Origin of the sequence: Enterobacter sp. CC120223-11, from assembly GCF_900215375.1 — a bacterium.
In the GTDB taxonomy this organism is placed as follows: Bacteria; Pseudomonadota; Gammaproteobacteria; order Enterobacterales; family Enterobacteriaceae; genus Scandinavium.
The window spans coordinates 103,139-128,090 of sequence record NZ_OBEF01000014.1 but is presented as its reverse complement, the minus strand read 5'-3'; the positions used below and the strand labels follow the sequence as shown (position 1 = coordinate 128,090).

Sequence of the window (24,952 nt, the reverse complement as noted above, 5' to 3'; positions counted from 1 at the left end):
GAAGCTTCTCATCCTTCCCCATGCGGAGAACTAATTAGCTTTGGCGCTGATATTGCGATGGATGATTTATGCGAGATGGTGGCGGGGGAAGGATTCGAACCTTCGAAGTCAGTGACGGCAGATTTACAGTCTGCTCCCTTTGGCCGCTCGGGAACCCCGCCAGGGGTATGAACTGCTTGAGCGTAATACTTTTGATGGTGGCGGGGGAAGGATTATTCGTCGCTTCGCTCCTCACCCTTCGGGCCGTTGCCTTTGGCAACGTTCTCTTGCTGTCGCAAGAGTCGAACCTTAGTCGAAGGTTCTCACCCTTCCCGATAAGTGCAAACTTCGCATTAACTCATCGGGGTTACTACGTTCCCGTAGTGAATAATGGTGGCGGGGGAAGGATTCGAACCTTCGAAGTCGATGACGGCAGATTTACAGTCTGCTCCCTTTGGCCGCTCGGGAACCCCGCCAGGGGCATTGCTTTTACTGGCCCGCTTCTGTTGGAAGCGGGGCGCATCATATCAAATGATGCGCCCCTGTAAAGCTCTCCATGGATAAAAACCAACTGGTTGCCTGATTTTTATCCGCAGAGACGGAAACCTAACCAATTCATTTGAAAGTCGATTAAAGAATGATCGTTCTGTTCCCGTAAACAAACACACGCTGGGCCAGCACCTGATACAGCGCCCGGCTGAGGACGTTCTTCTCCACGTCGCGTCCGGCTCGCATCATATCTTCAGCGGTATAGCTGTGATCAACGTGGATAACGTCCTGCATGATGATTGGGCCTTCATCGAGGTTGTCATTCACGTAGTGCGCGGTTGCCCCGATAATTTTCACCCCACGGTCATAGGCCTGCTGATAAGGACGTGCGCCGATAAAGGCGGGCAGGAACGAGTGGTGAATATTAATGATTTTATTAGGGAAGCGGGAGACGAAGGCGGGTGTCAGAACACGCATGTATTTTGCCAACACCACGTAATCTGGCTGATGAGCATCAATGGCGTCAGCCATCAGCGCGTCGTGCTCTTCGCGGGTGTGCCCTTCATGGCTCACCAGCTGGAAGGGAATATCAAACTTTTCAACCAGCGGACGCAAGGTGTCATGGTTGCCAATGACGGCGGCGATGTCCACGTCCAGCCCGCCGTAGTTGGCTTTCATCAGCAGATCGCCCAGGCAGTGCGCTTCTTTCGTGACCAGAATCACCACGCGGCGGCGGCCAGCGGGCGTCAACTCACGTACGGAGCCTTCCGGTAATGCGCTGTCGAGATCGGCCAGCAGCGTGGAATCGTTGAAAATGCCTTCGAGCTCAGTACGCATGAAGAAGCGCCCGGTACGGTGATCGACAAACTCGTTGTTTTGTACGATGTTCAGCTCGTGCTTGTAGCAGATGTTGGTAATACGTGCGATCAGCCCTTTTTGATCGGGGCAGATGGTACGCAACACTTTACGTTGTTGTGAGTGCATTGCGGGGGAAATCCTGTTGACGGTGTTTGCTGTACTTTGTGCGGCTTTACTGCCCGCAGCATTTTTTAAATTTTTTACCCGAGCCGCAAGGGCAGGGGTCATTACGGCCAATTAGAGGACGTGTACCATCAATATAATACCATTGTCCATTTTCTTTTAAGAATCTTGAACGCTCAATCAGCGCGCCGCTCTTGCTATTTTCACGAAAGCGCGCCACGAAGCTGACAAAACCTTCGTTGGGAGTTTTCCCTTCGTCAGCCGCGAAAATTGTCAGGCCCAGCCATTCGGTACCCGAGAAGCTTTGCTCAAGGTCGTGGCGAAAAGCCTGAGGTTCGCAGGAGGGATGCCAGGTTTTGACCAGGTAATCCGCATCCTTCATGACAAAGGCACTGTAGCGGGAGCGCATCAGCTGTGAAGGCGTGGGCGCAGGCTCGCTTCCCGAAAGATATCGCTGACAACATAGGCTATACTCCAGAGCGCTGCCGCAGGGGCAAAGTGAATGCATAAATGCCTTCCCGTGAGTGTTGAAAGAAAGGCGCAACTGCGCCGGCGGCAAATATGTTAACCGAGCAGTGGCCAGGTTGCTACGACAGGAATGGGGTTCAGCAGCAGCAGGAATGAGAAAACTTAAAATTGGTCTGGCCCTGGGGGCAGGCGCGGCGCGAGGATGGTCACATATCGGCGTGATCAAGGCGTTGCAGAAAATGGGCATTGAAATTGACGTTGTTGCCGGATGCTCCATTGGTTCGCTGGTGGGCGCAGCCTATGCCTGCGATCGTTTGCCGGTGCTGGAAAAATGGGTGTGCTCCTTCAATTCGTGGGATGTTCTGCGCCTGATGGACCTCTCCTGGCGACGTGGAGGGCTGCTGCGCGGGGAACGTGTCTTTAGTCAGTTCCGCCATCTAATCCCTGTCGACAATATCGATGCCTGTGAACGCCGCTTTGCCTCCGTCGCCACAAATCTCAGCACTGGCCGTGAGCTCTGGTTCACAGAGGGAGATCTCCATTTAGCCGTACGTGCTTCATGCAGTATTCCTGGGCTGATGTCACCGGTGATGCACAATGGTTACTGGCTCGTGGATGGTGCCGTTGTGAACCCTGTACCGGTTTCACTCACACGAGCGTTGGGTGCAGACATCGTGATTGCAGTCGATTTGCAGCACGACGCGCATTTAATGCAACAGGATCTGTTGTCAGTGAACCTTCAGCTCGATCCACAGTCTTCAGAAAGTGATGAATCGCTCAGCTGGCACGAACGTGTTCGGGCAAGGCTTGGGCGCATGACATCCCGCCGGACGGCCATAACTCCCACGGCGATGGAGATCATGACGACCTCCATACAGGTGCTGGAAAACCGATTAAAGCGCAACCGCATGGCGGGTGACCCGCCGGATATTCTGTTGCAACCTTTTTGCCCTCAGATCTCTACGCTTGATTTTCACCGCGCCCCCGCAGCCATTGCTGCCGGACAGCTTTCGGTAGAAAAAAAGATGGATGAACTTTTACCTCTGGTTCGTAGCCAGAGTTAGGGCTTTTTCGATGACTTCAGCAAAATCTGACAGGCGAGAGCACCAATAGCGTGCCACTATTTATCTATCGTCTGCCAGGGGAGAGAACATGACGCAGCCATTGGCGGGAAAACTTATCCTTATCGTCGAAGACGAACCCGTTTTCCGCTCACTATTGGATTCGTGGCTTTCATCGCTGGGCGCTAACACCGCCCTGGCTGAAGATGGCGTGGATGCCCTGGAAAAAATGGCGACGCTGACGCCTGACTTGATGATCTGTGATATCGCCATGCCGCGGATGAACGGCCTTAAACTCATCGAATTTATACGTAACAAAGGGAAGCAGCTGCCGATTCTGGTTATCTCTGCCACCGAAAACATGGCCGATATTGCCAAGGCGTTGCGGCTTGGCGTACAGGATGTATTGCTGAAACCCGTTCAGGATCTTAACCGACTACGTGAAACAGTTTTTGCCTGCCTGTATCCCACTATGTTCAATTCCCGCGTGGAAGAGGAAGAGCGCTTATTTGAGGACTGGGATGCGCTGGTGAATAATCCAGCAATGGCGGCGAAATTACTGCAGGAGCTTCAGCCGCCTGTCCAGCAGAGTATTTCGCATTGCCGAATCAATTATCGTCAACTTGTGTCTGCTGATAATCCTGGACTGGTGCTCGATATTGCACCGCTTTCAGATAAAGATCTGGCTTTTTATTGTCTTGACGTGACGCGAGCAGGGGATAACGGTGTTTTAGCCGCGCTTCTTCTTCGTGCGCTCTTTAATGGCTTGTTACAAGAGCAGCTCGCGCATGAAGGGCAGCGTCTGCCTGAATTAGGGAGTCTGCTTAAACAGGTCAATCAATTGTTGCGTCAGGCCAATCTACCCGGACAGTTCCCGCTGCTGGTTGGGTATTACCATAGCGGAATTAAAAATCTGATCCTCGTCTCTGCGGGACTTAATGGCACACTTAACACGGGCCAACATCAAATACAGATTAGCAATGGAGTCCCGCTGGGGACTTTGGGTAATACTTATTTAAACCAAATCAGCCAGCGATGCGAATCATGGCAGTGCCAAATTTGGGGCGCGGGCGGGCGTTTACGCTTAATGTTGTCTGCAGAATGAACAATTAATCTAAATTCAGAGACATTGAAGTCTGTGCTTTCAGACAGTGGTGGTACTATCGGCAGGTTGTATGCGTAAAATCCTAATTCAAGGTTGACGTGTCCTTTTCAGACCAGGCTGCTCAATCGGTACTGATATACTCAACGCGTTATTAATTAACGAGCAAGTTCAAAAGTTGAACAGTTCAGGAGATTTCAATGGCTGCATTAAATTCAAAAGTCACTAAGGCCGTAATCCCGGTAGCGGGATTGGGCACCAGGATGTTGCCCGCGACGAAAGCAATTCCAAAGGAGATGCTGCCGCTGGTTGACAAGCCATTAATTCAGTATGTTGTCAATGAATGTATTGCCGCAGGGATTACTGAAATTGTGCTGGTAACGCATTCTTCTAAAAACTCTATCGAAAACCATTTCGATACCAGTTTTGAACTTGAAGCAATGCTGGAAAAACGCGTTAAGCGTCAGCTGCTGGAAGAAGTGCAGTCAATTTGCCCACCGCATGTGACCATCATGCAGGTTCGTCAGGGCCTGGCGAAAGGTCTGGGTCACGCGGTACTGTGCGCTCACCCCGTTGTCGGGAATGAGCCAGTGGCGGTTATCCTGCCGGATGTGATTCTGGATGAGTATGAGTCCGATCTGTCTCGTGAAAACCTGGCAGAAATGATCAAGCGTTTTGACGAAACAGGCGCCAGCCAGATCATGGTTGAACCTGTTGACGATGTTACCGCGTATGGCGTAGTTGACTGCAAAGGCGAGACGCTGAATCCGGGCGACAGCGTGCCAATGGTGGGTGTTGTAGAGAAGCCAAAAGCTGACGTGGCGCCCTCTAATCTTGCCGTCGTGGGCCGCTATGTGCTGAGCGCAGAAATCTGGCCACTGCTGGCGAAAACGCCTCCAGGAGCCGGGGATGAGATTCAGCTGACAGATGCAATCGATATGCTGATTGAGAAAGAAACGGTTGAAGCCTATCACATGAAAGGCAAGAGCCACGATTGCGGTAATAAGCTTGGCTATATGCGTGCCTTTGTTGAATATGGTATTCGCCATAATTCACTGGGTGCGGATTTTAAGGCCTGGCTGGAAGAGACCGTCGGCACCGGCAAGTAATTCGTTACTGAGTCCTGCCAACCGGGGTACTGAAAAGACCCCGGTTTTTTATTGTCTGGGGTAAAATTTGTTTTAAAATTAAGCGGGGAAGGATTTGATCCGGGATGCGAGGGATAAAAAAAATCCCGCGAAGCGGGATTTTCAACAATGGCTAAAGCCAGAAAAAGATTAGATCAGGAAATCATCCAGAGATTTACCTTGCTCATCCATTGCTTTTTTGATGATTGCCGGGGTACGACCCTGGCCGGTCCAGGTTTTGGTTTCGCCGTTTTCATCAACGTAGCTATATTTAGCAGGACGTGCAGCACGTTTAGCTTTTGCACCGGTCTTGCTTGCAGCAGCAATGCTGTTCAGCAGTTCATTCGGGTCAATACCATCGGCGATCAGCATTTCACGGTATTGTTGCAGTTTACGAGTACGCTCTTCAACTTCTGCAGCGGCCGCACTTTCTTCTTCACGACGCTCGTTAACAACAACTTCTAATTTTTCCAGCATTTCTTCAAGCGTTTCCAGAGTGCATTCTCTTGCCTGCGCACGAAGAGTACGGATGTTGTTCAAAATTTTAAGTGCTTCGCTCATTGTCGTATTCTCAAACTTATATTGTGGGGTGGTTTGTTGAGCTAATAATAGAGCGTTAAATTCGGATGTGCAATAGGGACGATTGTAAGGAAGTCAAAATATCCCGTTATTATGAGAAATAAATAATAAGGCATAGTTAAATTTTACGCGTCAGTTCACATCCTGGGTGCATATTGACTGGGCAAAACTTAAGAACACCCTTACAAACTATGTCCTTTTTTGCCGTTTACCCACAGGCTATATATCCAGGGCGCTAAATATCAGCCTTTCGTATTAGCCGGGTGGCGCAAAGAGAATTTCTCATCATTCAATAGAATCTGAATCATCACCCGGGGAAACTCTTAAACGAAATGTGGCCTGCCCAGGAAGCGTCTACTCTGGTGCTCAGCTAAGTTAACCCGAGAATGGAAACATCTATCCGTTTGTTATTATAGATAAGATTAACTTAATATTCTGCGGCCTCAGCGGCTCAACGCCACGAGCGGATACGCTGAAATTGGATGTGAATATGGTACACTTTGTGCCATTAAATCACGACGATTGAGGCGATGCTTCGAATGGCACAACTTTATTTTTACTACTCAGCAATGAACGCCGGGAAGTCGACTGCGTTACTGCAGTCTTCTTACAATTACCAGGAACGTGGGATGCGCACCCTGGTATATACCGCAGAAATTGACGACAGATTTGGTGCCGGTAAAGTCAGCTCCCGTATCGGGCTGTCATCGCCTGCAAAGCTCTACAACCCTCAGACATCGCTGTTTGATGATATCTCTGCAGAGCACGCCCAGGCGCCTGTACACTGCGTTTTGGTGGATGAAAGCCAGTTCCTGACCCGTGAACAGGTTTATGCGCTGTCTGAGGTGGTGGATGAGCTTGATATTCCGGTGCTCTGCTACGGATTGCGCACAGATTTTCGCGGCGAGCTGTTTATCGGCAGTCAGTATTTGCTCTCCTGGTCCGATAAGCTAGTGGAACTAAAAACCATTTGTTTCTGCGGGCGCAAGGCCAGCATGGTGCTGCGTCTCGATCAGGACGGTCGGCCTTATAATGAAGGCGAGCAGGTGGTGATTGGCGGCAACGAGCGCTATGTTTCCGTCTGCCGTAAGCATTATAAAGAAGCGCTTCAGGAAGGGTCGCTGAGCGCCATTCAGCAGCGCGTCAGAGGAAATGTAGAAGCCTGACGTTTAGCGCTTCATTTGGACGTAAAAAAACCCGCCATTTGGCGGGTTTTTTATTCAGGCTTTCAGTTAAGCGGTTTTCTTCGCTTTTTTGTCAGCTTTAGCAGGCGCAGCTGCTTTTTTCTCAACTGCTTCACCTTCTGTGAACTCACGACCGTAGTAGGTATCCAGCAGGATCTGTTTCAGTTCAGCAATCAGCGGATAACGTGGGTTAGCACCGGTACACTGGTCGTCAAACGCATCTTCAGACAGTTTGTCGACGTGTGCCAGGAAGTCAGCTTCCTGAACGCCCGCTTCGCGGATGGACTTAGGAATACCCAGTTCAGCTTTGATGCTATCCAGCCATGCCAGCAGTTTCTCAATTTTCGCCGCAGTACGGTCGCTGGAAGAGGTCAGACCCAGGTGGTCAGCGATCTCTGCATAACGACGACGTGCCTGTGGACGATCGTACTGGCTGAATGCGGTCTGCTTAGTCGGGTTGTCGTTCGCGTTGTAGCGAATAACGTTGCTGATCAGCAGGGCGTTGGCCAGACCGTGTGGGATGTGGAACTGCGAGCCCAGTTTGTGAGCCATGGAGTGACACACACCGAGGAAGGCGTTCGCAAACGCGATACCGGCGATGGTCGCTGCACTGTGAACGCGTTCACGGGCAACCGGGTTTTTAGAACCTTCATGATAAGACGCTGGCAGGTTTTCTTTCAGCAGTTTCAGAGCCTGCAGAGCCTGACCGTCGGAGAACTCAGACGCCAGTACGGAAACGTAAGCTTCCAGGGCGTGAGTGACCGCATCCAGACCACCGAACGCACACAGTGACTTAGGCATTTCCATCACTAGGTTGGCGTCAACGATAGCCATGTCAGGCGTCAGCGCGTAGTCAGCCAGTGGGTATTTCTGACCGGTCGCATCGTCGGTTACAACCGCGAATGGTGTAACTTCAGAACCGGTACCGGAAGTGGTGGTGACCGCAACCATCTTCGCTTTCACGCCCATTTTCGGGAACTTGTAGATACGTTTACGGATATCCATAAAGCGCAGCGCCAGTTCTTCGAAGTGAGTTTCTGGATGCTCGTACATCACCCACATGATTTTCGCGGCGTCCATTGGGGAACCGCCACCCAGAGCGATGATCACGTCTGGTTTGAAGGAGTTCGCCAGCTCTGCACCTTTGCGAACAACGGTCAGAGTCGGGTCAGCTTCAACTTCGAAGAATACTTCAGTTTCAACGCCAGCTGCTTTCAGAACAGAGGTGATCTGGTCTGCATAGCCGTTGTTGAACAGGAAGCGGTCGGTCACGATCAGCGCACGTTTGTGGCCATCGGTAATCACTTCATCCAGCGCGATTGGCAGGGAGCCACGGCGGAAGTAGATAGATTTCGGAAGTTTGTGCCACAACATGTTTTCAGCTCGCTTAGCAACGGTTTTCTTGTTGATCAGGTGTTTTGGACCAACGTTTTCAGAGATGGAGTTACCACCCCAGGAACCACAACCCAGAGTCAGGGAAGGTGCGAGTTTGAAGTTGTACAGGTCACCGATACCACCCTGAGAAGCAGGGGTGTTAATCAGGATACGCGCGGTCTTCATTTTGTCGCCGAAGAATTTAACGCGTTCTGGCTGGTTGTCCTGGTCGGTGTACAGGCAAGAGGTGTGGCCGATACCGCCCATCTCTACCAGTTTTTCTGCTTTGACCACGGCATCTTCGAAGTTCTTGGCGCGGTACATGGCCAGAGTTGGAGACAGTTTTTCGTGAGCGAACGGCTCAGATTCGTCAACAACGGTCACTTCGCCAATCAGAATTTTGGTGTCTGCTGGTACGGTGAAGCCTGCCAGTTCAGCAATTTTGGTTGCTGGCTGACCGACGATTGCCGCGTTCAGCGCGCCATTTTTCAGGATGATGTCCTGAACGGCTTTCAGCTCTTTGCCCTGCAGCATGTAGCCACCGTGGGAAGCGAAACGCTCGCGAACGGCTGCATAAGCAGAGTCAACAACGATGACGGACTGTTCAGAAGCACAGATTACGCCGTTGTCGAAGGTTTTAGACATCAGGATGGAAGCGACAGCACGTTTCACGTCTGCGGTTTCATCAACAACAACCGGGGTGTTACCCGCGCCTACGCCGATAGCAGGTTTACCGGAGCTGTATGCAGCTTTAACCATGCCTGGGCCACCGGTCGCCAGAATCATGTTGATGTCCGGGTGGTGCATCAGGGCGTTAGAGAGTTCTACGGACGGTTGGTCAATCCAGCCAATCAGATCTTTTGGTGCACCCGCAGCGATAGCTGCCTGCAGAACGATGTCGGCCGCTTTGTTGGTCGCATCTTTAGCACGTGGGTGTGGAGAGAAGATGATGGCGTTGCGGGTCTTCAGGCTGATCAGCGATTTGAAGATAGCAGTAGAAGTTGGGTTGGTGGTCGGTACGATACCGCAGATGATGCCGATTGGCTCTGCGATGGTGATAGTCCCGAATGTGTCGTCTTCAGACAGCACACCACAGGTTTTCTCATCTTTATAGGCGTTGTAGATATACTCAGAAGCAAAGTGGTTTTTGATCACTTTATCTTCGATGATACCCATGCCAGATTCGGCAACGGCCAGTTTCGCGAGAGGGATTCGAGCATCTGCAGCAGCCAGAGCGGCGGCGCGGAAGATTTTATCAACCTGTTCTTGGGTGAAGTTGGCATATTCACGCTGGGCTTTTTTTACGCGCTCGACGAGTGCGTTCAGTTCAGCGACGTTAGTAACAGCCATAATGCTCTCCTGGATAATGTTAAACTTTTTTAGTAAATCAGCTGTGCGATACGACAGTATAGACAGACGGTCGCCAGCTTGCGTAAACGCCATAAAACCAACAGGTTACCTACGACCTTCAATCCACTGACTTACTAAAAGAGCCTTCCATTACACCCGGTTAGGGAACCGGGCTACTCCCTGGTGCGACATCAAGATTACCCACTTCTGAGTACGAATTGCGTGATCTAAATCAAGATTACACCAAGCTGACTCCTTTCAGCAGGCCGGTTTTAGCGGATTGTATCAAGTGTTAAAAGATCGTACTTTCGGACTGAAATAACATTAGCATAATTTAAACAGATACATAACAACGTCTGCCGGACGTGTTTTTGAGTAGAATTGTGGTGAAGAATAGCGCCAAACAGCGTATCTTCAGCGCGTTTTCCATGATGACTGTACGTCAACTACCACTTTTGATGAGGGCGCGGGGTTACCGTGATTCAATCGTTGTTCGATTTTCCAACATACGTGAAGTTTTTCATTGGTTTATTTGCGCTGGTAAACCCGGTGGGCATCATCCCGGTGTTCATCAGTATGACCAGTTATCAGACGGCACCCGCGCGCAATAAAACTAACCTGACGGCTAACCTCTCCGTTGCCATCATTTTATGGACTTCACTGTTCCTCGGTGACGGCATCCTCCAGCTTTTCGGTATATCGATAGACTCCTTCCGCATTGCGGGCGGGATTCTGGTGGTCACTATTGCCATGTCGATGATCAGCGGGAAACTCGGTGAGGATAAGCAAAACAAGCAGGAAAAATCAGAAACGGCGATTCGCGAAAGCGTCGGTGTTGTTCCTCTGGCATTACCGCTGATGGCGGGGCCTGGGGCCATCAGTTCCACCATCGTCTGGGGAACCCGTTATCACAACTGGGCACACCTGATTGGTTTCTCGGTGGCGATTGCGCTGTTCGCGCTTTGCTGTTGGGGCCTGTTCCGCATCGCACCCTGGCTGGTGCGCCTGCTTGGGCAAACCGGCATCAACGTTATCACCCGTATCATGGGCCTGCTGCTGATGGCGCTGGGTATCGAATTTATCGTCGCAGGCATCAAATCCATCTTCCCTGGCCTGCTCGCGTAACTCTCCCCTGAAGTGAGGCCGCACTGGCCTCGCTTTTCTTTCATCCTATAGCAAAACATATCAAAAAATCTGATAAAGGCGTCAGCAATAACATTGCCTTATATTTAGATAAAATCATTACAATCAATGCATTATAAGCATCCCGCCCAGGTAGTTGCACACGTAACAATGTTATTTCTATTACATGATACTGTTACGCTTGATGTGTGATAATCGAAATGATATTAGTAATTTCACCTCTAACGCAGTGGAATGTGCTAAATAATAATCAATTGTTAAATTTTTGTGTAAAAAGCCATCGCAAGCACTCCGCTTCGAGCGCTTTGGAGAGTGACAGATTTAAATGATTGATATTAAAAAATTAAATTTTTAGTACTGCTGCGGATATCGCCAGGTTTCATTCGAAGTTCTGGCCACAAAAGAGAATTAGTTAACAAATTTGCAAAATGTATTGGCGGGCGGGAAATGCATTTGATACTTTTCCGCGCAGGCATTTCGCAACACAAAACACGGGGATGAGAATAATTTCCAAATAATTCTCCTGACGTGAAAAGAACACCGGTTATCCCGACAGGGGGGATAACGTAAAGAATCGACGTAAGGTTGCCGAAAAAGAGTGACCGTAATAATGAAGTCGGTGATAGCAGGCAGTAACAACCCGACACGCGCTTTCACTCCTGCGCGGTACGGGAAACCCTTCGGGGATTAAACAGGCTGGCACAAGCCAGTAATTATAATGAGCGGAGTATCAACACAATGTCCATCATCACAAAAAAAAGCCTCATTGCAGCGGGTGTTTTAGCTGCACTTATCGCAGGAAATGCAATGGCTGCAGACGTTCCTGCGGGCGTTAATCTGGCAGATAAGCAGACTATGATCCGTAACAACGGCGCAGAGCCACAGTCGCTGGATCCGAACAAAATTGAAGGTGTACCGGAAGCCAACGTCAGCCGCGACCTGTTTGAAGGCCTGCTGATTACCTCGACCAAAGACGGTCACCCGATCCCGGGCGTTGCTGAAAGCTGGGACAACAAAGATTTTAAAGTCTGGACCTTCCACCTGCGCAAAGACGCAAAATGGTCCAACGGTGAGCCGGTAACGGCACAAGATTTCGTCTATAGCTGGCAGCGTCTGGTGGACCCGAAAACCGCGTCCCCGTATGCAAGCTACCCGCAGTACGGTCACATCCTGAACGTTGATGAAATCATCGACGGCAAAAAACCGACCACCGATCTTGGCGTAAAAGCGATTGACGATCACACCCTGGAAGTCACCCTGAGTGAGCCGGTTCCCTACTTCTACAAGCTGCTGGTGAACCCGGCGATGTCCCCGGTGAACAAAACCGCCATCGAAAAATTCGGTGAGAAGTGGACTCAGCCTGCCAATATCGTCACCAACGGTGCCTACAAGCTGAAAGACTGGGTGGTGAACGAGCGCATCGTGATGGAGCGCAACCCGAACTATTGGGATAACAAAAAAACCGTTATCGACCAGATCACCTACCTGCCAATCTCTTCTGAAGTGACGGACGTAAACCGTTACCGCAGCGGCGAAATCGACATGACCTATAACAACCTGCCGATTGAGCTGTTCCAGAAGCTGAAAAAAGAGATCCCGACCGAAGTTCACGTTGACCCGTATCTGTGTACTTACTACTACGAAATCAACAACCAGAAAGCGCCATTCACCGATGCTCGCGTGCGTACCGCCCTGAAGCTGGGCCTGGACCGCGATATCATCACCAATAAAGTGAAAGCGCAGGGCGACCTGCCAGCCTACGGTTACACCCCTCCGTACACCGATGGCGCGAAGCTGACCGAACCAGACTGGTTCAAACTGACCCAGGAACAGCGTAACGCGGAAGCGAAAAAACTGCTGGCAGAAGCAGGCTACACGGCTGATAAGCCGCTGACCTTCAACCTGCTGTACAACACCTCCGATCTGCATAAGAAACTGGCTATCGCCGCCGCTTCTATCTGGAAGAAAAACCTCGGCGTGGACGTGAAGCTGGTGAACCAGGAGTGGAAAACCTTCCTGGATACCCGTCATCAGGGGACCTATGACGTTGCGCGTGCCGGCTGGTGTGCGGACTACAACGAACCGACTTCCTTCCTGAACACCATGCTCTCTGACAGCTCCATGAACACCGCGCACTATAAGAGCCCGGCGTTTGATGCGATCATGAAGCAGACCCTGCAGGTGACTGATGAAGCGCAGCGTTCCGCGCTGTACGACAAAGCAGAACAGCAACTGGGCAAAGACTCAGCGATTGTTCCGGTTTATTACTATGTGAACGCCCGTCTGGTGAAACCATGGGTTGGCGGTTACACCGGTAAAGATCCGATGGACAATATCTACACCAAAGATCTGTACATCATTAAGCATTAATGGCAATCCGTGGGGCAGCGTCAAGTTGCCCCACTGTGTCTTATTCCACGCACTATCGCATGACCGCGCAGCCTGACTGTCGGGACATGTAAAAGGCACACGCCAGAAGGTACGGGCAATGTTGAAATTTATATTACGTCGCTGTCTGGAAGCGATTCCGACACTCTTTATTCTTATTACCATTTCCTTCTTTATGATGCGTCTTGCGCCGGGCAGTCCATTCACCGGGGAACGTACGCTGCCGCCAGAAGTCATGGCGAACATTGAAGCGAAATACCATCTGAACGATCCCATCGGTGTCCAGTACTTCAATTATCTGAAGCAGCTGGCGCACGGCGATTTTGGGCCGTCATTCAAATATAAAGATTACTCCGTGAACGACCTGGTGGCGGCAAGCTTCCCTGTGTCGGCCAAATTAGGCTTTGCGGCCTTTTTCCTCGCGGTCATTCTGGGCGTCAGCGCCGGGGTGATTGCCGCGCTGAATCAAAATACGAAATGGGACTACGCCGTGATGGGGGTGGCGATGACCGGGGTGGTTATCCCGAGCTTCGTGGTCGCACCATTATTGGTGATGATATTCGCCATCACGCTGCACTGGCTGCCCGGCGGCGGCTGGAACGGCGGGGCGCTGAAATTCATGATCCTGCCGATGGTTGCACTCTCTCTGGCTTATATCGCCAGCATTGCACGAATCACCCGTGGCTCGATGATTGAAGTGCTGCACTCCAACTTCATTCGTACCGCGCGGGCAAAAGGCCTGCCGATGCGCCGCATCATTTTCCGCCATGCGCTGAAGCCGGCTCTGCTGCCTGTGCTCTCCTACATGGGGCCTGCATTTGTCGGGATCATCACCGGTTCAATGGTTATCGAGACGATTTACGGCCTGCCAGGCATTGGCCAGCTGTTCGTGAACGGTGCGCTGAACCGTGATTACTCTCTCGTCCTGAGCCTGACCATTCTGGTTGGTGCGCTGACCATTCTGTTTAACGCGATTGTTGACGTGCTGTATGCCGTTATCGATCCGAAAATCCGTTACTGACACTGGAGTTCGCCATGATGTTGAGTAAGAAAAACAGCGAGGCGCTGGAACACTTCAGTGAAAAACTGGAAGTCGAAGGCCGTAGCCTTTGGCAGGATGCCCGCCGTCGTTTTATGCATAACCGCGCAGCGGTCGCAAGCCTCTGCGTGCTGGTGGTGATTGCGCTGTTCGTCACCCTGGCACCGATGCTGTCACAGTTCAGCTACTTCGATACCGACTGGGGCATGATGTCCAGCGCCCCGGACATGACCTCAGGTCACTATTTCGGCACCGACTCATCCGGCCGTGACCTGCTGGTTCGCGTGGCAATCGGTGGGCGAATTTCACTGATGGTCGGCATCGCTGCGGCGCTGGTTGCCGTTGTCCTGGGCACGCTTTACGGCTCACTTTCCGGCTATCTGGGCGGCAAAGTGGATTCGGTGATGATGCGTCTGCTGGAGATCCTGAACTCCTTCCCGTTCATGTTCTTCGTTATCCTGCTGGTGACCTTCTTTGGGCAAAACATCCTGCTGATCTTCGTGGCTATCGGGATGGTGTCCTGGCTGGATATGGCGCGTATCGTCCGCGGGCAAACCCTCAGCCTGAAACGCAAAGAGTTTATTGAAGCGGCGCAGGTCGGTGGCGTGTCAACCGCGAACATCGTCGTGCGTCATATCGTGCCGAACGTGCTGGGCGTGGTCGTGGTTTATGCCTCGCTGCTGGTGCCAAGCATGATCCTGTTTGAATCATTCCTGAGCTTCCTCGGTCTGGGTACCCAGGAGCCGCTGAGCAGCTGGGGCGCATTGTTAAGCGATGGCGCCAACTCCATGGAAGTTTCTCCGTGGCTGTTGCTGTTCCCGGCGGGTTTCCTGGTGGTAACCCTGTTCTGTTTCAACTTTATCGGCGATGGCCTGCGTGATGCCCTCGACCCGAAAGACCGCTAAGGAGTGATGCCATGAGCACGATTGAAATGGTTAACGCCCCGCAGCAGCAGAAATCAGGCTTGCTGCTGGATGTGAAAGATTTACGCGTGACTTTTGCCACGCCAGACGGCGACGTGACGGCGGTAAACGACCTGAACTTCAGCCTTAAAGCAGGGGAGACGCTGGGTATCGTGGGTGAATCCGGTTCGGGCAAATCCCAGACCGCCTTTGCCCTGATGGGGTTGCTGGCGTCGAATGGTCGTATTGGCGGCGTGGCAAACTTCAACGGTCGCCAGATCCTGAACCTGCCGGAAAAAGAGCTGAACAAGCTGCGCGCCGAACAGATTTCAATGATTTTCCAGGATCCAATGACCTCGCTGAACCCGTACATGCGCGTAGGCGATCAGCTGATGGAAGTGCTGATGCTGCACAAAGGTATGGGCAAAGCCGAAGCGTTCGAAGAGTCGGTTAAAATGCTGGATGCGGTGAAAATGCCGGAAGCGCGCAAGCGCATGCGTATGTTTCCGCACGAATTTTCCGGCGGGATGCGTCAGCGTGTGATGATCGCCATGGCGCTGCTGTGTCGGCCAAAGCTGCTGATTGCCGATGAGCCGACCACCGCGCTGGACGTGACCGTTCAGGCGCAGATCATGACGCTGCTGAATGAGCTTAAGCACGAGTTCAACACGGCCATCATCATGATCACCCACGACCTCGGCGTTGTGGCTGGAATTTGCGACAAAGTGCTGGTCATGTACGCCGGACGCACCATGGAATACGGCAATGCGCGTGATGTGTTCTATCACCCGGCGCATCCTTATTCGATGGGCCTGCTCAATGCGGTGCCGCGTCTGGATGCGGAAGGTGAAGCTCTGCTGACGATTCCAGGCAACCCGCCAAACCTGATGCGCCTGCCGAAAGGCTGCCCGTTCCAGCCACGTTGTCCGCACGCGATGGAAATCTGTAACTCTGCTCCGCCTCTGGAGGAGTTTGCGCCAGGCCGTTTACGCGCCTGCTTTAAAGCGGTGGGGGATCTGGTATGAATGCTGTGAGCGAAGAAAGAAAAGTACTGCTCGAAATTGCCGATCTGAAAGTGCATTTCGACATCAAAGACGGTAAGCAGTGGTTCTGGCAGCCGTCAAAAACCCTGAAAGCCGTGGATGGCGTCACGCTGCGTCTTTATGAAGGGGAAACGCTTGGGGTTGTGGGCGAATCGGGCTGCGGTAAATCGACGTTTGCGCGTGCTATTATCGGCCTGGTGAAAGCCACCGAAGGGAAAGTGGCGTGGCTGGGTAAAGATCTGTTGGGTATGAAGCCTGACGAATGGCGCGCCGTGCGCAGCGACATTCAGATGATTTTCCAGGATCCGCTGGCCTCCCTGAACCCGCGCATGAACATTGGCGATATCATTGCCGAGCCGCTGCGCACTTATCATCCCAACATGCCGCGCCAGGAAGTGCGTGACCGCGTGAAGGCGATGATGATGAAAGTAGGCCTGCTGCCAAACCTGATCAACCGCTATCCGCACGAGTTCTCCGGCGGCCAGTGCCAGCGTATCGGGATTGCCCGCGCGCTGATCCTTGAGCCAAAGCTGATTATCTGTGACGAACCGGTCTCGGCCTTGGACGTGTCGATTCAGGCGCAGGTCGTTAACCTGTTGCAGCAGCTACAGCGTGAAATGGGGCTGTCGCTGATCTTTATCGCGCACGACCTGGCGGTGGTGAAGCATATCTCCGATCGCGTGCTGGTGATGTATCTTGGTCATGCCGTGGAGTTGGGAACCTACGATCAGGTTTATCACAACCCGCTGCACCCCTACACCAAAGCGCTGATGTCCGCGGTGCCCATTCCTGACCCTGATCTGGAAAAGAACAAAACCATTCAGTTGCTCGAAGGTGAATTACCGTCGCCAATTAATCCGCCGTCTGGCTGCGTGTTCCGCACCCGCTGCCCGATTGCCGGGCCGGAATGTGCGAAAACGCGCCCCGTTCTGGAAGGCAGTTTCCGGCATGCTGTTTCCTGCCTGAAGGTGGACCCGTTATAATCTCAGGGGCTGACAATCGTCAGCCCTTTTTATTGTGAGGTTATTGTGTCTGCTGCACAGCACCCGTTACGCCAGCGCCTCTATCATATATTGTTCGACCAACGAACCCGCTCAGGACGCCGCTTTGAAGTCCTCTGTGGCGTTTTTGCACTGCTCAGCGTAGCCCTTATTTTTGTTGAATCTGCCTTTGGCACGCAATATCACCCGACGTTCGACGAGTGGCATATTTTCATGCTGCTCGAAATTGTCGTCACGCTGGTCTTCACAATTGAATATTTTCTGAGGGTGCTGTGCTGGCCGAATCCGGCAAAATATGTGTTCAGCTTCTGGGGCATTATTGATCTGATCACCACGCTGCCTTCGTACGTGCTGTGGCTCTGGCCTGAAATTGGCGTCAGCTATATTTTTGTCTGGCGGGCGATGCGAACGCTACGCATTCTGAAGCTGCTGCGCTATATGCCATCCCTGCAAATATTCTGGTTAGCTATTATCAGCGCCCGGCATCAGCTGATGGTGTTTTACTTTCTAATCGCTATCGTGATGGTGGTGTTCGGCGCCTTGATGTACGGCATTGAAGGGCCTCCAAACGGTTTCACCACGCTGGGAACGGCGGTGTACTGGGCGATAGTGACGGCGACCACTGTAGGCTACGGCGATCTCACACCGCACACGCCACTCGGGCGTGCCGTCAGTTCGCTGCTGATTTTAATTGGCTACTCGGTCATCGCTATTCCAACGGGGCTGATTACCACCCACATGAGCAATCAATATCAGGAAAGGCGCAGCAAGCGCAAATGCCCTCAGTGTCTGCACGTTGGACATGAAAAGGGCGCACACTTTTGCAGTGCCTGTGGAACAGCCTTGCCCGACGAGCAATAAAAAAGGCTGCCGATGGCAGCCTCTCAATTACCGTTTTGTGAAGATTACTCTTTCCACAGAATATGGCAGATCTTATGGTCTTTTTCGCGGCACAGCAGAACGCGTGCGAAAATATCGTTGATCTCGCCGCCGTCGGTGTCCGCCAGGCCGATGACCACTTCGGCGAAGAAGTCCGGATTCAGGTCGAAATCGACATGCTCCTGCCAGTCTTCCGCCGGGTCGAAAAGCTCAGCACCGCCACGTTCTTCAAACTGCAGGTTGAACAGAATGATATCGGCCGGGTCGAGGTTATCGCCCGCCAGTTCCAGAAAAATATCGTAGGCCTGTTCAAGCGTTTCGTCTTCGGTCAGACGATTATTTAAATCCATATCCATGATGACACCCTGGTTCTCAGCTAATGGGCACGTTTTACAGCAACGGGCTGAAGAAGTAAAACAGTCGCTCTGCGCCACGCTGCCACAGCGGGCGTTTTAACCAACGCTCGGGGTCCAGAAGGCGGGAGCGTGAAATATAGTCGTCCTGAACCGCGGCCAGATCGCCGCCAAAGCCCACGTCGTCGATGGCGAGCGTAATCTCGAAGTTCAGCCACAGGCTGCGCATATCGAGGTTCACGGTCCCCACCAGGCTCAATTCGCCGTCGACCAGCACGCTCTTGGTGTGCAGCAGGCCACCTTCGAACTGATAAATTTTAACGCCCGCGGCCAGCAGTTCGGTGAAGAAGGCGCGGCTGGCCCAGCCGACCAGTACAGAATCATTCTTGCGCGGCATAATAATACTGACGTCCACGCCACGCTGCGCTGCGGTGCAGATGGCATGCAGCAGGTCATCGCTCGGGACAAAATAGGGCGTGGTCATAATCAGGTATTCCCGCGCGGAGTAAGCCGCGGTCAGCAACGCCTGATGAATCAAATCCTCCGGGAAGCCCGGACCCGAGGCAATGGTGTGAATCGTGTGTCCGCTGGCTTCTTCGAACGGCATTATGTTGACGTCCGGGGCGGGGGGGAGAATGCGCTTGCCGGTTTCGATTTCCCAGTCACAGGAATAAACAATGCCCATCGAGGTCGCAATCGGGCCTTCCATGCGGGCCATTAAATCCACCCATTGCCCGACGCCCGCATCCTGCTTGAAGAAGCGTGGATCGACCATGTTCATACTGCCGGTGTAGGCAATATAATTATCTATCATGATCATTTTGCGATGCTGGCGCAGGTCCATGCGTCGCAGGAAAACACGCATCAGGTTTACCTTCAGCGCTTCCACCACTTCGATACCGGCATTGCGCATCATCGTTGCCCAGGGGCTGCGGAAGAATGCCACGCTGCCAGCGGAATCCAGCATCAGACGGCAATGCACGCCGCGGCGGGCAGCGGCCATCAGCGTTTCGGCCACCTGATCGGCCATGCCGCCGGGCTGCCAGATATAGAACACCATCTCAATATTGTGGCGGGCCAGCTGAATATCGCGGATCAGCGCCTGCATCACGTCATCGGATTCGGTGAGCAGCTGTAGCTGATTGCCTTTGACTCCGGCAATGCCCTGACGCCGTTCGCACAGTTTGAACAGCGAACTGGCCACCGGGCTGTTGGATTCAGCAAAAATATGATTGCAGGCTTTAAGATCGTTGAGCCATTTGGCGGTTGAAGGCCACATTGCGCGGGCACGCTCGGCGCGACGTTTACCTAAATGCAGCTCTCCCACGGAAAGATAAGCGATAATTCCAACCAGCGGTAGAATATAAATGATTAGCAACCATGCCATCGCTGATGGTACCGCACGGCGTTTCATCAGGATGCGTAACGTCACACCTGCGATTAACAACCAGTACCCCAGAATGACCAGCCAACTCACCACGGTGTAGAAGGTTGTCATAAAAAATCCTTTTGAAAGCCTGTTGTTAAGAGTGTACGCATCCGGATTCATCTGGCAAATAAAATGCGTAGGCAAAAGCGCTGGTCACCCGGGCACAAGAGTTTATAATGTGCGCTCTTTCATCTCAGAGATGTAGAAATGAAGCGTAGCAGAAACGAAGTGGGGCGCTGGCGGATGCAGCGGCAGGTGAGCCGTCGCAAAGCGCGGTGGCTGGAAGCCCAGTCGCGTCGCAACATGCGCATCCACGCAATCAGGAAATGTCTGGTGGCCCGGCAGCGAAATTCACTGCTTTTTGCCATCTACGAATTCTGAAAGCATATAAGGCACCGTTCGCGGTGCCTTATGCATTTTCAGCGTCTTCAGAAGACTTTTTTGTACGGACGAACCTTCACTTCACCATACACGCCTGCGGCCACGTAAGGGTCGGCTTCTGCCCAGGCCTGGGCTGTTTCCAGAGACTCAAATTCAGCAATCACGGTGGAACCGCTAAAACCGGCGACACCCGGATCGTTACTGTCTACGGCAGGCATTGGGCCTGCGGTCAGCAGACGACCTTCGTCCTGCAACAGCTGCAGGCGGGCGAGGTGAGCAGGGCGGACTGACAAACGCTTTTCCAGAGAGTCGGCGACATCTTCAGCATAAATGACGTAAAGCACGGGCACAGCTCCTTATGGGTAAAATATCGAAATACGGTATTTCAAAGCGCTGGCGACTGCAATGCAAAGATCCTGTCGCTCCGTAACCGGGGTCGCAAATGCATTTTTTTTACCCAATGGAGCCAGAAAGTTGACCGAAGATAAGATGGCTTATTGAATATGATTGCTATTTGCATTTAAAATCGGGGCATCATTTTTCAACCGCAACGATTATGACTTCAATGACCCTCGATTTACCTCGCCGTTTTCCGTGGCCCACGTTGCTCTCTGTGGTTATCCACGGAGCCGTAGTGGCGGGTCTGCTTTATACCTCGGTACATCAGGTTATTGAACTGCCCGCACCTGCGCAGCCTATCACGGTGACAATGGTCGCTCCGGCCGATCTGGAGCCGCCGCAGGCCGTGCAGCCGCCACCTCAGCCCGTGGTTGAACCCGAGCCTGAGCCTGAAGTGGTGCCTGAGCCGCCGAAAGAAGCGCCGGTGGTGATTCATAAACCTGAGCCAAAACCCAAGCCGAAGCCAAAGCCAAAACCCGTGAAAAAGGTGGAGGAGCCAAAGCGCGAACCAAAACCCGTCGAGCCACGGGAGGCGTCACCGTTTGAAAACACGACAACGCAGAGTCGTCCAGTGACCAATACGGCACCCGCAACCAGCAAACCGACTGTAACGGCACCGACAGGGCCCCGTGCGCTTAGTCGTAGCGAACCGCAGTATCCGGCTCGCGCGCAGGCGCTGCGTATTGAAGGTAAGGTTCGTGTGAAGTTTGACGTTACGCCGGACGGACGTGTGGACAATGTTGAAATCCTCTCCGCGCAGCCTTCAAACATGTTTGAGCGTGAGGTGAAAACGGCCCTGCGCAAATGGCGCTACGAGGCAGGCAAGCCGGGCAACGGCATCATCATGAACATTGAGTTCCGCCTGAAAGGCGTCTCCATCAGCTAAGCTGATGACTCATCGAAAAGAAGCCCCGAATTAACGGGGCTTTTTTTATGCCGCCAGCACGCGATCCAGCGCTTTTTGTGCGGTGACCAAATGCTGGCCGCCGAAGAGGATGGCGCGATTAATCAGCGTATAGAGCTGATAAATGGGCTGACGTTCAAGGAAGCCTGCGGGTAGCGGGGAGACAGACTGATAGCCGTCGTATATTTGCGGTGGCTGCTCCAGGTGCAGCGGCAGCATCGCCAGGTCGCACTCCCTGTCGCCCCAGTAGCAGGCCGGGTCGAAGATATACGGCCCGTTCGGCCCCAGCGCACAGTTGCCGGACCACAAATCGCCATGCAGGAGCGAAGGTTGCGGTTGATGTGAGCTCAGGCGCTGGTGGATGTGTTCGACAATGCTGTCGATGTTGCCGAACTCCAGCCCTTTTTCCGCTGCCAGTTCCAGCTGCCAGCCGATGCGCTGTTCGGCAAAGAACGTGGACCAGCGGCGCTGCCAGGCGTTGGGCTGCGGTGTGGTGGAAAGGTCATTATCGAAGTCGAGGCCAAACTGCGGCTGGTCGCTCCACTGATGAAGGCGCGCCAGCTGCTGACCCAGCAAAAAAGCGTTGTGGGCATCCAGCGGACGCGGTGGCAGAAATTCCATCACCACAAAGCTGTAATCCCTGTCGCTACCCACGGCGTACACCTCGGGTACGGCGACGGTTTCGCTTCTGGAAAGCAGCTCCAGCTGATCGGCTTCTGCGGTGAAGATGGGCAGCATCTCCCGCTCATCGCATTTGACGAAATAATCCTGACCGCTGATCCGCACATGCCAGGCGGCGTGGATCTCTCCGCCGGGCAGTTCGTTACGCAGCTCAATTTCTCCGTCTCCGTGCTCTTTCAACAGGCTACAGATCGCTTGCCACATGCTCTCTCTCCCCATGTTTTCTGCCAGATCATAAGGTTAGCGCATAAATGCGATGAAAAAACTCGAACTGACGCACAACTGTGCGCTTTAACTTGCCGTTCCTGCGACGTTATCCTGCAGCCACTGCTCAAACGTCGTCACGCTGACGTCGGGCTGCTGGCCGATTGCCGTTTCCGCCAGCCCCGAAGTCAGGGCCCTGACATCATCTTCATCTTGCGGGCTGACAAGCCCGAAAGTATTGGTACCCAGGTCATGCACTTTGCCTTCATCGTCCGTCAGCGTCAGGGTAAATCCGGCGCGGGTCAGATGATTATTCAACTCGTTGATTTCCGTCAGCGTTTGCTCCAGAAATTTTACCGTCACCACGTAACGCTTGATATCACCGCTCATCGGGAACCTCGTTGTTAACCATCGAGTTTTGATAGCATAGTCGAATACGGCTATTTTTCGACCTCCGCCGCATTGGCGACGGGAGGGGGCTAATTTCGGCAGAGATAGTCGTAAATGGTGTTTGTGTTTTCCAGGGAGCACAAACGCGTGCCTTTATTGATGGTTGCGGCGCTGCCTGCAGCCACCCCGTAACGAACCATATCCTCGAGCGAGGCACCTTCAGCCAGCTTCAGCGTCATGGCACCGACCATGCTGTCACCTGCGCCGACGGTGCTCTGACTTTTAATCGGCGGCGGTACCAGCTGCACGCTGCCGTTGGCATCGACGCCCAGGGCACCCTGAGGACCAAGGGAAACGACAACCCGCTTTGCTTTGCCGCTGCGGACAATCTCTTCAGCCGCTTTACGCACATCGTCGGGTCGCGTCAGGTCACGCTGGACGAGGGCGCTGAGCTCTTTCTGATTGGGTTTCACCAGTTCGATATTACCCACTTCCAGCGCGGCGGCCAGCGCGTCACCGGAGCTGTCGACCACGCAGCGGATACCCTGCTGCTGTGCGGAACGAATCAGCGCGACCAGTTTGTCCACACCGGTTCCGGGCGGCAGGCTGCCGCTGATGACCAGAATTGTGCCCACGCTAAGCTGCAGAACTTTTTGTTCGAGCTGCTGAAACTCATCTTCTAAGACGGCCGCGCCAGGCATAACAAAACGATACTGCTCGCCGCTGGTTTCAACATGCACGTGCAGGTTTTGACGCGTCCAGTCCTGAGCTTTTACGGTTTCTGTTGCTACCTGCTCATGCGCAAGGAGCGAAACCAGATGTTCACCGGTGGCGCCACCGGCCGGAAAAATGGCTGTGGCTTCGCCACCGAGAAAAGTGATGGCACGGGCAACGTTAATGCCACCACCGCCTGGCTCAAAAAGGGGCGCACTACAGCGCAGCTTACCCTCCGGGTAAATTTGTGGCGTGACGGTGGCGCTGTCGAGAGAGGGGGCCAGCGTAAGCGTATAGATACCAACCATTCGATTACCTCCATTTATGACGCTAATACGTCGTCGATATGATAGTCAGCGGTAAGCCTGGCACTTTCGGCAGGGAGGAGAAAGTACCAAAGATATGATTTTTCGCATTTTTACAATCCCGGAAAAGGCGGCGGCGATATAAAATAAAACGCCATTTGAGATCCTTCTTATTCAAAAAATGAAATAAGAATTCATTGCTATGTTATTCACGCCTTTTTATAATTTGTTACCTTTCTTAGGGCCGCAATCGTTGCTCCTCGCGAAAGTTTCCGGGACCGTAATGGTCTCTTTTTTTGTTGTACGGACTCTTAATAAATGAAGCTTTTCAAGACAGTACCCGCAGTTGTAGTGCTGGCGGGGGGCCTTTTTGCGTCACTGCACGCGCTGGCCGATAATACCGTTTTTACTGTCATGGATGACCCATCCACTGCGAAAAAACCGTTTGAAGGTAAGATCAACGGGGGATACCTCGCGCAATCTGGCAATACCAAAAGTTCTTCCCTGACCGCTGATTCCACGCTGACATGGTATGGCGATACTACCGCGTGGTCGCTGTGGGGGAATGCCAGTAATACCTCGTCTAACGATGAGCGCTCTTCCGAAACCTATCAGGTTGGCGGCCGTTCTCGTTACAACATGACTGACTATGACTATCTGTTCGGTCAGGCAAGCTGGCTTACCGACCGCTTCAACGGCTACCGCCAGCGTGATGTGTTCACCGCCGGTTACGGTCGTCAGATCCTCAACGGACCGGTGCACAGCCTGCGTTTTGAATTCGGTCCTGGCGTGCGCTACGACGAATACACTGACGGTGATACCAAAACTCAGCCGCTGGGTTACGCTTCAGGTACCTACGCCTGGCAGATGACGGACACCACCAAATTCACTCAGGGCCTGTCGGTCTTTGGCGCGGATGACACCACCATCAACTCCGAAACCGCGCTGGATGTTGCTATTAACGACAGCTTCGGTCTGAAATTGGCTTACAACGTTACCTGGAACTCCGAACCGCCGTCATCGGCACCGGAGCACACCGATCGCCGCACCACGGTGACGCTGGGCTACAAGATGTAATGATGCAGGCCGGAGCAATCCGGCCT

The 24,952-nt window shown here is 52.9% G+C and carries 24 protein-coding genes, 2 tRNA genes and 1 other RNA gene; 14 read left to right on the top strand and 13 right to left on the bottom strand.

What is annotated here, in order from left to right:
* Window positions 1-76: 76 nt before the first annotated feature.
* The 5 genes from CRO87_RS16445 to CRO87_RS16425 all read right to left on the bottom strand — a co-directional run bounded on the left by CRO87_RS16445 (window position 77) and on the right by CRO87_RS16425 (window position 1,957).
* Window positions 77-161 (bottom strand) — tRNA-Tyr (locus CRO87_RS16445).
* Window positions 162-195: 34 nt separating this feature from the next.
* A non-coding RNA gene (locus CRO87_RS16440) (RtT sRNA) lies at window positions 196-327 on the bottom strand.
* A 43-nt stretch (window positions 328-370) separates the two neighbouring features.
* Window positions 371-455, bottom strand: a tRNA-Tyr gene (locus CRO87_RS16435).
* 154 nt (window positions 456-609) lie between these two features.
* Window positions 610-1,452 (bottom strand): formyltetrahydrofolate deformylase, encoded by an 843-nt coding sequence (gene purU / locus CRO87_RS16430; protein WP_097164007.1) that lies wholly within the window; start codon window positions 1,450-1,452, stop codon window positions 610-612.
* Window positions 1,453-1,498: 46 nt separating this feature from the next.
* Window positions 1,499-1,957: a YchJ family protein gene (locus CRO87_RS16425; RefSeq protein WP_097164006.1), complete on the bottom strand. Its 459-nt coding sequence runs from the start codon at window positions 1,955-1,957 to the stop codon at window positions 1,499-1,501.
* Between the two features lie 112 nt (window positions 1,958-2,069).
* Between CRO87_RS16425 and rssA the strand changes: the two genes are divergently transcribed.
* The 3 genes from rssA to galU all read left to right on the top strand — a co-directional run bounded on the left by rssA (window position 2,070) and on the right by galU (window position 5,189).
* Window positions 2,070-2,981: a patatin-like phospholipase RssA gene (gene rssA, locus CRO87_RS16420; protein ID WP_097164005.1), complete on the top strand. Its 912-nt coding sequence runs from the start codon at window positions 2,070-2,072 to the stop codon at window positions 2,979-2,981.
* Window positions 2,982-3,069: 88 nt separating this feature from the next.
* A complete protein-coding gene (gene rssB, locus CRO87_RS16415; protein ID WP_097164004.1) occupies window positions 3,070-4,083 on the top strand; it encodes a two-component system response regulator RssB in 1,014 nt (337 codons plus the stop codon).
* A 197-nt stretch (window positions 4,084-4,280) separates the two neighbouring features.
* Window positions 4,281-5,189, top strand: coding sequence for a UTP--glucose-1-phosphate uridylyltransferase GalU (gene galU, locus CRO87_RS16410; protein WP_097164003.1), 909 nt, complete (start codon window positions 4,281-4,283; stop codon window positions 5,187-5,189).
* Window positions 5,190-5,357: 168 nt separating this feature from the next.
* Here galU and hns read toward each other — a convergent pair whose 3' ends face one another.
* Window positions 5,358-5,768: a histone-like nucleoid-structuring protein H-NS gene (gene hns, locus CRO87_RS16405; protein ID WP_097164002.1), complete on the bottom strand. Its 411-nt coding sequence runs from the start codon at window positions 5,766-5,768 to the stop codon at window positions 5,358-5,360.
* A gap of 557 nt (window positions 5,769-6,325) precedes the next feature.
* Here hns and tdk point away from each other — a divergent pair.
* On the top strand, window positions 6,326-6,952 hold the full coding sequence (tdk, locus tag CRO87_RS16400) for a thymidine kinase (RefSeq protein WP_097164001.1): 627 nt from the start codon (window positions 6,326-6,328) through the stop codon (window positions 6,950-6,952).
* Between the two features lie 66 nt (window positions 6,953-7,018).
* Here the strand turns inward: tdk and adhE are convergent, their stop codons facing one another.
* Window positions 7,019-9,694 carry a bifunctional acetaldehyde-CoA/alcohol dehydrogenase gene (gene adhE / locus CRO87_RS16395; protein WP_097164000.1) on the bottom strand — a complete coding sequence of 892 codons (2,676 nt, stop codon included), beginning with the start codon at window positions 9,692-9,694 and terminating at the stop codon, window positions 7,019-7,021.
* A 477-nt stretch (window positions 9,695-10,171) separates the two neighbouring features.
* Here adhE and CRO87_RS16390 point away from each other — a divergent pair, with 477 nt between their 5' ends.
* The 7 genes from CRO87_RS16390 to CRO87_RS16360 all read left to right on the top strand — a co-directional run bounded on the left by CRO87_RS16390 (window position 10,172) and on the right by CRO87_RS16360 (window position 18,071).
* Window positions 10,172-10,819 (top strand): YchE family NAAT transporter, encoded by a 648-nt coding sequence (locus CRO87_RS16390; RefSeq protein ID WP_097163999.1) that lies wholly within the window; start codon window positions 10,172-10,174, stop codon window positions 10,817-10,819.
* Between the two features lie 756 nt (window positions 10,820-11,575).
* The gene (gene oppA, locus CRO87_RS16385) at window positions 11,576-13,207 is read left to right on the top strand and encodes an oligopeptide ABC transporter substrate-binding protein OppA (RefSeq protein ID WP_097163998.1); all 1,632 of its coding nucleotides are present in this window, start codon (window positions 11,576-11,578) and stop codon (window positions 13,205-13,207) included.
* Between the two features lie 118 nt (window positions 13,208-13,325).
* Window positions 13,326-14,246, top strand: coding sequence for an oligopeptide ABC transporter permease OppB (oppB, locus tag CRO87_RS16380; RefSeq protein WP_097163997.1), 921 nt, complete (start codon window positions 13,326-13,328; stop codon window positions 14,244-14,246).
* A 14-nt stretch (window positions 14,247-14,260) separates the two neighbouring features.
* Window positions 14,261-15,169: an oligopeptide ABC transporter permease OppC gene (oppC, locus tag CRO87_RS16375; RefSeq protein ID WP_097163996.1), complete on the top strand. Its 909-nt coding sequence runs from the start codon at window positions 14,261-14,263 to the stop codon at window positions 15,167-15,169.
* Window positions 15,170-15,180: 11 nt separating this feature from the next.
* A complete protein-coding gene (locus tag CRO87_RS16370; protein WP_097163995.1) occupies window positions 15,181-16,191 on the top strand; it encodes an ABC transporter ATP-binding protein in 1,011 nt (336 codons plus the stop codon).
* Window positions 16,188-17,192: a murein tripeptide/oligopeptide ABC transporter ATP-binding protein OppF gene (oppF, locus tag CRO87_RS16365; protein ID WP_097163994.1), complete on the top strand. Its 1,005-nt coding sequence runs from the start codon at window positions 16,188-16,190 to the stop codon at window positions 17,190-17,192. Before CRO87_RS16370 ends, oppF begins: the two co-directional genes overlap by 4 nt.
* Window positions 17,193-17,237: 45 nt before the next feature.
* Complete coding sequence (locus tag CRO87_RS16360; protein ID WP_255252516.1) at window positions 17,238-18,071, top strand: ion transporter; 834 nt, start codon at window positions 17,238-17,240, stop codon at window positions 18,069-18,071.
* A 44-nt stretch (window positions 18,072-18,115) separates the two neighbouring features.
* Here CRO87_RS16360 and CRO87_RS16355 read toward each other — a convergent pair whose 3' ends face one another.
* Together CRO87_RS16355 and cls are read right to left on the bottom strand one after the other, a co-directional pair.
* The gene (locus CRO87_RS16355; RefSeq protein WP_097163992.1) at window positions 18,116-18,445 is read right to left on the bottom strand and encodes an HI1450 family dsDNA-mimic protein; all 330 of its coding nucleotides are present in this window, start codon (window positions 18,443-18,445) and stop codon (window positions 18,116-18,118) included.
* 34 nt (window positions 18,446-18,479) lie between these two features.
* Entirely contained in the window at window positions 18,480-19,940 is a 1,461-nt protein-coding gene (cls, locus tag CRO87_RS16350; RefSeq protein ID WP_097163991.1) for a cardiolipin synthase, read from the bottom strand.
* 138 nt (window positions 19,941-20,078) lie between these two features.
* Between cls and CRO87_RS22595 the strand changes: the two genes are divergently transcribed.
* The gene (locus tag CRO87_RS22595; RefSeq protein ID WP_097163990.1) at window positions 20,079-20,252 is read left to right on the top strand and encodes a YciY family protein; all 174 of its coding nucleotides are present in this window, start codon (window positions 20,079-20,081) and stop codon (window positions 20,250-20,252) included.
* Between the two features lie 47 nt (window positions 20,253-20,299).
* Here the strand turns inward: CRO87_RS22595 and CRO87_RS16340 are convergent, their stop codons facing one another.
* Complete coding sequence (locus CRO87_RS16340) at window positions 20,300-20,596, bottom strand: YciI family protein (RefSeq protein ID WP_097163989.1); 297 nt, start codon at window positions 20,594-20,596, stop codon at window positions 20,300-20,302.
* A gap of 221 nt (window positions 20,597-20,817) precedes the next feature.
* Between CRO87_RS16340 and tonB the strand changes: the two genes are divergently transcribed.
* Window positions 20,818-21,537 carry a TonB system transport protein TonB gene (gene tonB, locus CRO87_RS16335; RefSeq protein WP_217992674.1) on the top strand — a complete coding sequence of 240 codons (720 nt, stop codon included), beginning with the start codon at window positions 20,818-20,820 and terminating at the stop codon, window positions 21,535-21,537.
* Window positions 21,538-21,582: 45 nt separating this feature from the next.
* Here tonB and CRO87_RS16330 read toward each other — a convergent pair whose 3' ends face one another.
* The 3 genes from CRO87_RS16330 to pfkB form a co-directional block, all read right to left on the bottom strand.
* Window positions 21,583-22,440 (bottom strand): fructosamine kinase family protein, encoded by an 858-nt coding sequence (locus CRO87_RS16330; protein ID WP_097163987.1) that lies wholly within the window; start codon window positions 22,438-22,440, stop codon window positions 21,583-21,585.
* An 87-nt stretch (window positions 22,441-22,527) separates the two neighbouring features.
* Complete coding sequence (gene ghoS / locus CRO87_RS16325) at window positions 22,528-22,830, bottom strand: type V toxin-antitoxin system endoribonuclease antitoxin GhoS (RefSeq protein ID WP_097163986.1); 303 nt, start codon at window positions 22,828-22,830, stop codon at window positions 22,528-22,530.
* Between the two features lie 89 nt (window positions 22,831-22,919).
* The gene (gene pfkB / locus CRO87_RS16320) at window positions 22,920-23,852 is read right to left on the bottom strand and encodes a 6-phosphofructokinase II (RefSeq protein WP_097163985.1); all 933 of its coding nucleotides are present in this window, start codon (window positions 23,850-23,852) and stop codon (window positions 22,920-22,922) included.
* A 315-nt stretch (window positions 23,853-24,167) separates the two neighbouring features.
* Here pfkB and CRO87_RS16315 point away from each other — a divergent pair, with 315 nt between their 5' ends.
* Window positions 24,168-24,926 (top strand): YdiY family protein, encoded by a 759-nt coding sequence (locus tag CRO87_RS16315; protein ID WP_097163984.1) that lies wholly within the window; start codon window positions 24,168-24,170, stop codon window positions 24,924-24,926.
* The last annotated feature ends 26 nt before the right edge of the window (window positions 24,927-24,952 follow it).

Bases quoted from the DNA above. Each gene is read 5' to 3' on its own strand.
- purU (WP_097164007.1), bottom strand. From the start codon at position 1,452: ATGCACTCACAACAACGTAAAGTGTTGCGTACCATCTGCCCCGATCAA.
- CRO87_RS16425 (WP_097164006.1), bottom strand. From the start codon at position 1,957: ATGCATTCACTTTGCCCCTGCGGCAGCGCTCTGGAGTATAGCCTATGT.
- rssA (WP_097164005.1), top strand. From the start codon at position 2,070: ATGAGAAAACTTAAAATTGGTCTGGCCCTGGGGGCAGGCGCGGCGCGA.
- rssB (WP_097164004.1), top strand. From the start codon at position 3,070: ATGACGCAGCCATTGGCGGGAAAACTTATCCTTATCGTCGAAGACGAA.
- galU (WP_097164003.1), top strand. From the start codon at position 4,281: ATGGCTGCATTAAATTCAAAAGTCACTAAGGCCGTAATCCCGGTAGCG.
- hns (WP_097164002.1), bottom strand. From the start codon at position 5,768: ATGAGCGAAGCACTTAAAATTTTGAACAACATCCGTACTCTTCGTGCG.
- tdk (WP_097164001.1), top strand. From the start codon at position 6,326: ATGGCACAACTTTATTTTTACTACTCAGCAATGAACGCCGGGAAGTCG.
- adhE (WP_097164000.1), bottom strand. From the start codon at position 9,694: ATGGCTGTTACTAACGTCGCTGAACTGAACGCACTCGTCGAGCGCGTA.
- oppA (WP_097163998.1), top strand. From the start codon at position 11,576: ATGTCCATCATCACAAAAAAAAGCCTCATTGCAGCGGGTGTTTTAGCT.
- oppB (WP_097163997.1), top strand. From the start codon at position 13,326: ATGTTGAAATTTATATTACGTCGCTGTCTGGAAGCGATTCCGACACTC.
- oppC (WP_097163996.1), top strand. From the start codon at position 14,261: ATGATGTTGAGTAAGAAAAACAGCGAGGCGCTGGAACACTTCAGTGAA.
- CRO87_RS16370 (WP_097163995.1), top strand. From the start codon at position 15,181: ATGAGCACGATTGAAATGGTTAACGCCCCGCAGCAGCAGAAATCAGGC.
- oppF (WP_097163994.1), top strand. From the start codon at position 16,188: ATGAATGCTGTGAGCGAAGAAAGAAAAGTACTGCTCGAAATTGCCGAT.
- CRO87_RS16355 (WP_097163992.1), bottom strand. From the start codon at position 18,445: ATGGATATGGATTTAAATAATCGTCTGACCGAAGACGAAACGCTTGAA.
- cls (WP_097163991.1), bottom strand. From the start codon at position 19,940: ATGACAACCTTCTACACCGTGGTGAGTTGGCTGGTCATTCTGGGGTAC.
- CRO87_RS22595 (WP_097163990.1), top strand. From the start codon at position 20,079: ATGAAGCGTAGCAGAAACGAAGTGGGGCGCTGGCGGATGCAGCGGCAG.
- tonB (WP_217992674.1), top strand. From the start codon at position 20,818: ATGACCCTCGATTTACCTCGCCGTTTTCCGTGGCCCACGTTGCTCTCT.
- CRO87_RS16330 (WP_097163987.1), bottom strand. From the start codon at position 22,440: ATGTGGCAAGCGATCTGTAGCCTGTTGAAAGAGCACGGAGACGGAGAA.
- ghoS (WP_097163986.1), bottom strand. From the start codon at position 22,830: ATGAGCGGTGATATCAAGCGTTACGTGGTGACGGTAAAATTTCTGGAG.
- pfkB (WP_097163985.1), bottom strand. From the start codon at position 23,852: ATGGTTGGTATCTATACGCTTACGCTGGCCCCCTCTCTCGACAGCGCC.
- CRO87_RS16315 (WP_097163984.1), top strand. From the start codon at position 24,168: ATGAAGCTTTTCAAGACAGTACCCGCAGTTGTAGTGCTGGCGGGGGGC.